Raw genomic sequence first — 8496 nt, forward strand, 5'->3', positions numbered from 1 at the left:
GGCATTTTTCTTCTTATAGATCATGAAAAACAAACGGTAAACTAGTGCCTAATTCATAGTTTAGCTATGCAGAAGATCACGCTGATTTTTGAATAATGTTTAAGTTAAAAAGATGAAAATGTGAAGGAAAAAGTAGTTTTAGAAACTAAGAGTTTAAAAAGATACAAATTAAGATAATAAAGATGAAAAATCGAACAAATACTGCTGCATGGGATTCTTCTTCGTCTCTTGTATTTTTATGCTAAAAATAAAAAACCTTAGACAATTTAAATTTACTTTCAAGAGTAAAAAGAAATTTATATGTCTTTTCGAATATTAAACTATCTATTGACGTTCCTCAATGGATAGATCAAATAGCTAGGAAAATAAAAGAGAACTTGAAACGTGACTGAATAAACTTCTCAGAGATCTCTTACCTACTACTTTTTTCAAACACGAAAGAAAAAATTTGATGAAGTAAAAAGCTAATAGGAAGTACTAAAGGAGATTGATAATATTAACATTGTGACGTGTAAAAACTTGGCAATTGAGTCTTAACTCTTATCTTGCTATTGAAATAACCTTAATACTTTTCCTTTCGAATTACTTTTATGAAATTCAGACTTGTCAATATTGACCCTATAAGAGATGCTGAAATTGAACTTGGTGATTTTACTCTTTTTCTTGGCAACCCAAATGAGATATCTTCTGCCCTTCGTAGCGTTTACACATCTTTAGTCCTTTTAAGCAAAAGGTATGAGAAATTCTTTGAGCAAAAGTTTAATGAAATACTAGCTAAAGCCCCTCCAACTGGTATTGATTATGTAATTTCTTACCTTCAAAGCTTGATGAAAGATGGTTATAACATTTGTGACCCAAAGGTCTTTGAAGATGCTGTAAGTATTGCATCTGAATATGAGATAAAGGGGGAGGTCAATGATAACTGTGAAATAAGGATTTATGAGAACGTCTCAAAGATGGTCAATGAATTCCTTTCAGAAGTTAAAAGAGAAATAAAAGAGGACTATATGAGGATTCTGGCTAAAAACGTGAATTACACTAATTCCTCAGCAATTTATATTAACGGAAAAGAGATAAGGGAATTAGCTGACGAAATAAATATAGAAAAAGTAAAGGGCGAGATGACGGTAACTAGTGATGTAAGAATAAAATATGAGCTAAGTGATGATGGAATTCTTAAAGTTGAGCTAAAGCCAAATAGATCAAAGTTAAGGTTAACGTCTTTGCTAAAATTGCAAGATGAAAGCGTCCTTTCCCCATTCCTATTAGGAGTGAAGAAGTACTTTGACTCAATAAGGGTCAAGGAAGACGTGATCTATATCCCATCTTTTAGGATAGGTGGGGATTGTAAGTCTAAGTCAGTATATATGACAGATTTAGGGGAAATGTTTATCAGTTGTTATCCTGCAAAAGAACTGCCAATTCAGCATTACATCATTCACTTAAACAATTTAGAGAGAGGGGCAAAGAGCAAGTATATTCTTGATTTAATATCTAAACTTAATGAAGGGGCACGAGAAACTTTATTGCCTCTTGCAGATGCAGAAACCCCTGCTATAGTTTTAATTGAAGGGACGAATAATGTTGATTTGCTTTTTCCTTTGCTAAGCTTAGTTCAACATGGATATAAGTTTGTTATTGGAATGAATAATGAATCTCTTGATAAGGAGAAAATTGCTGAGTCACTTAGATTTAGCCAAAAACACCTTCATGAATCGGAAGAGACTGAAAAAGCATTAAAGGAGATAAAGGCTTATCGTTTCGAAAATGGGACTGCAATTCCTGTTTGAGTTACTATTGCTTACTTGCTAATACAGAGACCAGCTGAGTCATTAAAGCCAACATTTGCTTCATTAAATCCTTTAAGTCGCTCATCTCTTTTTCCATGTTATCTAATCTAGTTTCTATTGTAGCAATCTTAGCTTTTATATCATTGACCTCTTTTCTTAACTCTTTAACTTCATTTTCTAAAGATTCAAATCTCTTATCTATTTCTTGAAACCTCTTGTCAGTATAATCTTTCATTTCTACAAATCTTCTATCCACATCGTCAAATCTTTTATCTATGTATTGCTTTAGCTCCTCAAACCTCTTATCTGTATAGTCTTTTAGCTCAGCAAACCTCCTATCGATATACATTATGTTATAATACACAAGCAAGATTAGGTACTCTTGATTGCTTAATTTCTTCCCTTGAGTAGCTTTGTCAATGACTATCTTAATATAATTTGAAATCAACTGAGATGCTATATCTATCGAAATTTCTGCCATAAATAAAAATTCTTTCTTGAATATAAAAAGATAACTTTCGGAGAACTGAAAGTATAAAAATGAATAGTCTTTCTCTTTTAAGTAATAAGCGGGTTTAGAATAAACTAGGAGTCTCCTAAATAATTCAATTAGAAATTTCTCACAATGCCCTAAATGCTTAGATAATATAACTCTCTCTATCACGACGTGAACAAAGGAGTCTAATTGCTATCATGATGGTAACCGCAAGAATAAAGAGGAACTAGATGTGGATTAGAAAGTTAATTATGCCAATGAGATAAGGGAATTAGGAAGGATAATGGCACTTGCCTTGAGAAACAGTTAAATATTTAATAGGTGATAATGATTGCTGATAGTCAGATGAAAGTGCCTCAGATGAGGAGGAAAATAAAGCTCCAAGAGGGGCACTCGATCAGTGTACTCAAAATGTGCGGTTTTCCCCAGAGCCCGAGCCTCTCACCGTTGCGGTGATTAGTGATCCCTCGGTGGAAAGCGAAAATGAAGGCTCTGGAAGGGGTTACCGCGAAAGGGGGTGAGGGCTGTGATATGCCATCGATGAACTCACGATGGTGGCTGAGCTTTATGAACCCCAAGGCTTACGTAGGCTTACTAATGCCTATGACAGCTGAACCCCTAAAGCCATGTTTGTCTCTCGTAAATTCTAATATTTCTCTAAAAAGGAAAGAACATCTAAAGCATAGTTTATTAGTTTCTTTAGCTTGTCGTACTTAAGTTCTGTATAAATTATTTTTACAAACTTTTTGTCTCCATATCTAAAGACTAAAGTAACGTAAGTAGGATTTAATGCGTAATGATCAGCCAATACTCTATATAGATAAAGTTCATGAATTGCCTTATCTAACCCATTTTTAAACATTTCCTCTACAAATTCTAAATGAGAAAAATTATCTTGATTTTTACCAGCCATGGAGCCTTTATATCTTTTATTGTACAATTTGTAGCTTTTAATTGCCCAATAATTATATAAAGATAAAAATAACGCACTTGCAATCCTACGTAAAAGTACTGCATCAATCGCAGTTTTATTTATAGTCTGTTTGGTAATATCTTCTATTAACCTTCTGGGATTTAACTCCTCTATTTCCGACATATTAAAGCAACCTTACCTGATAAATTCTCAAATCCTTCTTGGTTCATATAAGCTTTGATTGCCTTACTTAGTTTTAGGCTTATCATCTCATCACAATCTAGGTCAATTTCGATGAATGCCAGTTTTCCGCTTTCAATATCTGGAAATGGGAATATTTCTATGATATGAATTGTATCACCAAATAGACTTTCAAACCATAAGATGAAAGCACCAAGTTTTCTTATATCAATCTCCTCTTTGATACCCTCGATTATATCCTCACTTAGGTGTTTTCTAAGAATATCTATGGCGCATTCAAGGGATATTATTTCATAAATTCCTCTTAAAGACATTATACCATAAGATAGCACTCCTTCTTCTTTTTGCTTTATAGAGAATGTAAGGGTCTCTGATAACTTGCCATACTCCTCGCTAAAGATTGGTGATCGAGAAGTAAGTATACTGTTTGACGATGAGTTGCCAAGGATATAAAGAGCTTGACTCATATTACTAATTAATATATTGAAGTATTAAAAGTTCAATCTAAAGTTGCTAAAGAACATCTATTTTAATTTTAGAGTTAAAGAATTGACAGCTAAAGTAATTCTTATTGTTGCAGAGACACAATCATAATATTCACAAATCGATATCATTGATGAGCATCAGAGTAATCTGTCCCTTATTAGTTCTAAAAAGATAAGTGAGAAAAAAGGTAAGAGCAATAGGGAGTTAAATAGGAGATATAAGTATTTCTGTATTGCGTGGCCTCTTATAATCCGCATTTGCTTTTATATAATTTGTTTTAACTACACATTTCGATTGTTTTGCAACAGAAAGCCCAGCCATTTAGGAAGAGTAGGTGGTCGGAGTACCGTAATATAAATACTTATAAGGTTATTCAATGTGTTAATCATGCATAGATAATGATAATGATAAAGTTTAATAAACTCTACAAAAAGTATCTCATATGTCTCAAGTTGCCTTTCTTAACAAATTTAGCCTTAAGGATTTTAATCTAGGTTATGTTAAGCTTTCCGATGGCACTACTATCATTTTGCGTGCTGCAGTGGTTGACATTAAACCTCTTCAAATAACTCCGCCTTTTGGAGTGGAATTTAACGTTTCAGTTGTTGGTGGTGTGTCTGCTTATCCTTCAGATTCTGCGTTAAATGAAGTTAAGGATAAACAGTTGATAGAGCCAGACAAAATGCCATCAGATGGTTGGACTTTAATTGACATCGTTGAAAAACAATCTGCATATGAAGAGGTGGTGTACCTTTTGAACGGAAAGGAGAAATACGTTATTAAGGCGGAAATTGAGCCGATTCTTGCAGCTAAAAACACTAACTATAGAACAATACAAAATGAACCACTTTATTTCGTTAGATGGGTAAACAAAGTTTCATGGAAAAAGTGTGAGTAAAATTACTGGCAGTTATCATAATGGAACAATTTAAAGACCAAAGAATATATTGACACCTATAAGAATTAAGGACTGAAAAAGAGAATAATTGTTTATATTTCATAAATCTAGTAGTTAAAATACCTAAAATTGAAAATATTTCCTTCCTATCTCAAAATTTAGCACAAACTAAGGATGCAACAAAAGTTTTTAAATAGAGCATTTTTAGTTTAGATAAATCAAAAGGCCTAACATAGAGAAACTAGAGAATCAATAAATATCCGATTCCTCGTGATTTAAGAATAATTGAATACTTTTCAGCAATAACTTCAAGCTTTATAATACTCACAGCGCCATCTAATAATACGGGTCAGACTTCTTATAATGCGTTTCTTAGTAACTTTTCAACAAACATTATTCCTCCCAGCTAAGAAATTTCAGTGACAAGATCAATATACCTGCAGATAAGGAGTATAGCACTTTCTAACGTTTTCCAACCAATAAAATCAAGAGAGATATTTGTGATTGTAGGAGTTGACGAAAAAATAAGATTACCTATTATTCCAGTGAAACAGATGACAGAAATCTAAAGGAGTTTACCAAAAAGATCAAAGATGAAAAATCCACAGTTACTTTAAAATTTAACGTGATCAAGAAATGTAACTAACGCCTTTTTTTGTTTTCTAAGGAAAACTTTTTTAGATCGAATTGACTAATCTGATTTCGGGGGAACCAGAGAAATCTGGGGATATCCGCCTCATCATGATTCAGCGGTTCATTTCCTCTTCATCTTTCCTTGGTTCCCCAGTGATATTCTGTTACGTAATATTAATAAAAACATTTAGGGAGGGAAATCGGTAATACCAGTTATTACAGGTGATTTTGCTAATCATAAAAATAATATATTTTATCTCTTTACTTAATTGTCTAAATATTAAACAAATACATAAGGGAATGGAAACATTAGTGTTAAAGAGAGCTGACCTCTACCCTAAGGTGAAGATCCCTTTGTATCGATTCATTGGTTTAGTATTGTATCCTTTTGTTTACCTCTAGACTGAGTCTTCAACCAATTATTATGTGAGGGGCTTTGAGTTATAACTTTTCTTCAAGGATACAACTTTAAGCACCTCTGCCCTTGCAACACCAAGAGTTTTTCAGAAACAATTGAACAAGCTTTTTCATCATTCTTACCTAAAAAAGGCGGAGCTTTTCGTTGCAAGAAAAACTCCTTTAGAGAAAATGTGGGTACTAATTAATAAAAAGAAAGGAGGATAAAATAAAATTTCATAGCAACTGATATTAGGAGACTAAAATGAATCTTGAAGACTGTAGAAAGTAGGAAAACTCCCTTAGCAATTGCGTCTTCTTCTCATCATTCTCATCTTTCCAGGCCTATTAGGTTTCTGCTGAATCGTATAGTAGTCTTCGATCCTAGCTAAGGCTTCTTTCCAATCCTTAACGCCTTCTAGCATTTCTGCTAAAGCGTTTTCTCCCAAATACTTTAGCCATGAAACAATATGACCTTGTTGTAAATGCCAATTTACGCATGCTGGGTCTGACTCTCCTATTCTCTCAATCTCTTCCTCTAATTCCTCCACGTCATGTGCTACTCCAACAACTTTATCGTATGATTTGAAGTAAAAGGGTTCCATACTATTTCCTTGTATTTCCTTGCTTTTCATATTATTTCTTTCTACTTCCTTTTTTAAAAAACTTTCTATTACATAGAGCTCTGTAGAAATCTCCAATGAAATGCTTATTCTATCAAGCTAGCTACATTATCACGTATTAGATATAAGCGATTCTAGCTATGAAAAAGCAGGAAAAATAAAATAAAAAGAAATTAAAAAAATCAGTTATACTAATTGTTTTTTATTTTTTAGTCATTAGGTAAACATCTGTTATGAAGAAGGGGTTCAGCTTACATAGGTGTTAATAGGCCTACGTAAGCCTTGGGGTTCATCAGGCTCATCTGCCTCGTGAGTTCATCGACAGCATGTCACTGCCCTTACCCCCTTTCGTGGCAACCCCACCCAGAACCCTCATCCGCTCTCCCGCCAAGGGATCATCCTTTGAATCACCGCATGGCAAGAGGGCTCAAGTTCTGGGGAAAGCCACACATTTTGAGCTCACTGCTATATCCATGTCCCTCTTGGAGCTTTATTTTACCCCCGCTTCTGGGACACTTCACCTACCAAATGTTATCAATGCTTATCAAATATTTAACTGTTTCGCAAGGTAAAAGTTACTATTGCAAATATCCATAAGGTCGGTGTAAAACCGATAATAGATGATAGATATCCAACCAATGGCATTAGGGCTGACATTATCATCATTGATGAGCTGAAGAACGATGTTGCTGTCCCTATTTCCTCTACTTTGAAAGTTGTGTTAGCAATCTCTGACTTCTCCCCGCTCTTAAGAGCGAGGATTCTCACGGTCTGAGTAGTTTCTCCCACCCTTCACTCCGTGAGCAGTCGAGAGGTGCAGAAGACCCCTCCCATAAAGGTTCATAACTGCAATATAATCACGATTTTCTTCAAATCCACAGTTAGGACAACGAAAAGTCCTATAATCACTTTCTTTCATCAATGTTCTGCATTTGGGACATGTAGTAGAGGAATATGCGGGATTAACCTTAATCACTCTCAGTCCATATTTCTTAGCTTGCCACTCAATCCATCTTTGTATTCTCCTGTATTGCATTAAGTATAACTTCAGTCTACAGTTTTTCCTTAAGTCGTCTACGTTATAAATCATTCTATTTAGTCTTTCCAGTACTATGACGTTAGCTTTTAACAACATAGCTATTTCGACTATCCATCTACCAACTTTCTTAGCAAAATCTACTAGGATGTTCCTTTCCCTTCTGAAGAAGTGGGCAATCCTATTTAGAATGTGCTTTGAACTCCTCCACTTCGTTGGGTATTTCTGTTGCAATTTATGGGCTTCATTCACATAGTGATCAGCATCATCTAATCTGGTTGGAATTTCTACAACTTTCTTATCATTGCCAACCGTGATAATATCTTGATTGATGTCTACTGCTACTATACCAGTTACCTTAAACTCTTCTTTCTTTTTCTTCTTCTCTTCTTTCTCTTTATTCTTATTTTCGCCTTCAGTTGTTAATCCTTCTTTTTTCTTTGCTTTTCCCTTCTCTTCTTCCTCCTTTCTAAAAGTGATAAACAAATACCAATCTTTTCCTCTCTTTACAAGTTTGGCTTCAGCTGTCTTGTAATCCTTGTAGAGTTTCAATGTCCTAGAATAGCCCAATATTGCTGTTTCATAACCTAGGATGCTTAGTTTAATCTTTTCTAAGTCTAGTTTATAACTCGCTTTAGGTGTTAAGATTACTGACACTTTCTTTATTCTAGGTTTCGATTTATTCTTGTTAGGATTCTCCAACCATGATGTATAAACGTTTGCTACATCTCTATAACAGTCTTCAGCTAGACGTCCTGTTAGCCCCATTTGTTTTAGTTTCTCATACCACTCGTGGTGTAGGATATTAATTAGATCTGTTTTAGTCTTAAAAGCAGGTTTTGTCTCAACTAACCAATTGACAACGAGTTGCTTAGCTCTTGTGTATACATACGCAAGGTGTTTAACCTCATGACTAGGTGCAACCTTCATCTGAACTGTGATTTGAAATCCGGTTGACCTAGCCATAAAATCAGATCATCTTTATTCGCATTTAAGCTTTTCATCCCCCGCCCTAAAGAGCGAG

9 protein-coding genes are annotated in these 8496 nt (G+C 34.4%); 3 read left to right on the forward strand and 6 right to left on the reverse strand.

What is annotated here, in order from left to right:
* The first annotated feature begins 590 nt into the window (after nucleotides 1–590).
* Nucleotides 591–1790: a hypothetical protein gene (locus AC3OCB_RS01080; RefSeq protein WP_498340318.1), complete on the forward strand. Its 1200-nt coding sequence runs from the start codon at nucleotides 591–593 to the stop codon at nucleotides 1788–1790.
* A gap of 4 nt (nucleotides 1791–1794) precedes the next feature.
* Here the strand turns inward: AC3OCB_RS01080 and AC3OCB_RS01085 are convergent, their stop codons facing one another.
* The 3 genes from AC3OCB_RS01085 to AC3OCB_RS01095 all read right to left on the reverse strand — a co-directional run bounded on the left by AC3OCB_RS01085 (nucleotide 1795) and on the right by AC3OCB_RS01095 (nucleotide 3867).
* Nucleotides 1795–2271 carry a hypothetical protein gene (locus tag AC3OCB_RS01085; RefSeq protein WP_498340319.1) on the reverse strand — a complete coding sequence of 159 codons (477 nt, stop codon included), beginning with the start codon at nucleotides 2269–2271 and terminating at the stop codon, nucleotides 1795–1797.
* A gap of 661 nt (nucleotides 2272–2932) precedes the next feature.
* Nucleotides 2933–3382, reverse strand: a complete 450-nt coding sequence (locus AC3OCB_RS01090; RefSeq protein WP_498340321.1) for a hypothetical protein — start codon at nucleotides 3380–3382, stop codon at nucleotides 2933–2935.
* Nucleotides 3370–3867 carry a hypothetical protein gene (locus AC3OCB_RS01095; protein WP_498340322.1) on the reverse strand — a complete coding sequence of 166 codons (498 nt, stop codon included), beginning with the start codon at nucleotides 3865–3867 and terminating at the stop codon, nucleotides 3370–3372. The genes AC3OCB_RS01090 and AC3OCB_RS01095 overlap by 13 nt, the downstream gene beginning before the upstream one ends.
* A gap of 461 nt (nucleotides 3868–4328) precedes the next feature.
* Between AC3OCB_RS01095 and AC3OCB_RS01100 the strand changes: the two genes are divergently transcribed.
* Both AC3OCB_RS01100 and AC3OCB_RS01105 read left to right on the forward strand, forming a co-directional pair.
* On the forward strand, nucleotides 4329–4784 hold the full coding sequence (locus AC3OCB_RS01100; protein ID WP_498340323.1) for a hypothetical protein: 456 nt from the start codon (nucleotides 4329–4331) through the stop codon (nucleotides 4782–4784).
* Nucleotides 4785–5203: 419 nt separating this feature from the next.
* The gene (locus AC3OCB_RS01105) at nucleotides 5204–5353 is read left to right on the forward strand and encodes a hypothetical protein (protein WP_498340324.1); all 150 of its coding nucleotides are present in this window, start codon (nucleotides 5204–5206) and stop codon (nucleotides 5351–5353) included.
* A 762-nt stretch (nucleotides 5354–6115) separates the two neighbouring features.
* Here AC3OCB_RS01105 and AC3OCB_RS01110 read toward each other — a convergent pair.
* From AC3OCB_RS01110 to AC3OCB_RS01120, 3 genes are all read right to left on the reverse strand, one after another.
* Nucleotides 6116–6418 (reverse strand): hypothetical protein, encoded by a 303-nt coding sequence (locus AC3OCB_RS01110; RefSeq protein WP_498340330.1) that lies wholly within the window; start codon nucleotides 6416–6418, stop codon nucleotides 6116–6118.
* A gap of 570 nt (nucleotides 6419–6988) precedes the next feature.
* On the reverse strand, nucleotides 6989–7225 hold the full coding sequence (locus AC3OCB_RS01115) for a hypothetical protein (protein WP_498340325.1): 237 nt from the start codon (nucleotides 7223–7225) through the stop codon (nucleotides 6989–6991).
* Complete coding sequence (locus tag AC3OCB_RS01120) at nucleotides 7185–8438, reverse strand: RNA-guided endonuclease TnpB family protein (protein ID WP_498340326.1); 1254 nt, start codon at nucleotides 8436–8438, stop codon at nucleotides 7185–7187. The genes AC3OCB_RS01115 and AC3OCB_RS01120 overlap by 41 nt, the downstream gene beginning before the upstream one ends.
* Nucleotides 8439–8496: the final 58 nt, after the last annotated feature.

It is taken from the genome of Sulfurisphaera sp. (assembly GCF_059755235.1).